A 1,148-nucleotide genomic window follows, 5' to 3' on the forward strand; every position below is an offset into this window, starting at 1 on the left:
AAATAAAATTGAGAAAAAGACGAAGCAAAGAAAAGGATGGATAAAAATTCTTACTGAATATGAAAAATCAATTTTTGATAATATGCTGAATGAGGCAACAATAGCAAAAGGTAAAAAATTAAAGCCAAAAGAAAGACGTGAAGTTATGTTCAAGTCTCGTGATATTGTTCGTGCTCTAAGAGAAGCAAATAGGATTAAAAACAATAAAGACAATGTTGTACCAGAACAAAAAATAGTAAGTGAAGTGGATGTTTCTGATGGTATTAAAGTAAAAAAAGAAAGAAAACCAAGAGTTAGAAATATAGACAACTATGGACGATTGAGAAAGGTTTCATTATCAGAAAGAAATTTTTTAAATGATGCAGTATCAGAAGCCACGGAAGTAAAAAAGTCTAGGTTGACTGATGAAGAACGAAGAAAAGTGTTGTGTGTGGCGCGTGAACAGATCCGTTCTCAGCGTAAAGCCAATCAGATTAAAAGTGTAAGAACTAAAGAAAAACATTCTGAAGTGTTTGAGTGGAAAAGACCAGAAACCTTCCGTCGTTAATCGAATATAATAATGGTGAGAAATATATGAAGAAAACCAAAACAAAAAACTTGAAGGAAAGTGAGTTTATAAAATATATAGAAAACAATCCTGTTGTCTCAAAGGCTTTATGCGAGGAATATGGAATCTGTACTGAAACAATTGCCTATGCATTATATGTTCATAGTAATAGTTTCTTTCTTAAAAACGACTACGTTCAGGATGACATTCACTATGATATAGTTAAAAACCATTTAATAATAATGAAGCCTACGCTTAGACAATATTATAGAAGAACAAGGCAAGTAGATTATAACGGATATACTTTTTTATCAGGTATTAAAGAATATCAAGACTATTGTATTTTGTTGACGCTTTGCTGCTATCACTGGATAGCTGATGTATTTACTGTCTATAATCATAGTGAAAGAAGTCAATTTATCGTTGATGTTGCCAATGATCTTCTGAAAAGGAGTATAGATCATTTTTCAGTAGAGCATGAAAATGTTATCAACTGCTTTAACATTTTAAAAGAAAAGTTCCCATCGTATAAAAAGAAATAATAATCCAATTTTTCAAATATCCTCATTGACTAACATATATATAAGAAATATATATGTAT

General features: G+C 30.3%; 2 protein-coding genes. Both read left to right on the top strand.

Annotated elements, in window-relative coordinates; genetic code table 11:
- Positions 1-547, top strand: a 547-nt coding sequence (locus tag KHQ28_RS29430; RefSeq protein WP_228298320.1) for a hypothetical protein, incomplete at its 5' end; no start/stop codon positions are given.
- 26 nt (positions 548-573) lie between these two features.
- Positions 574-1,089 (top strand): hypothetical protein, encoded by a 516-nt coding sequence (locus tag KHQ28_RS28885; protein WP_064147894.1) that lies wholly within the window; start codon positions 574-576, stop codon positions 1,087-1,089.
- The last annotated feature ends 59 nt before the right edge of the window (positions 1,090-1,148 follow it).

Source organism: Klebsiella sp. 28 (assembly GCF_018223905.1).
In the GTDB taxonomy this organism is placed as follows: domain Bacteria; phylum Pseudomonadota; class Gammaproteobacteria; order Enterobacterales; family Enterobacteriaceae; genus Klebsiella; species Klebsiella pneumoniae.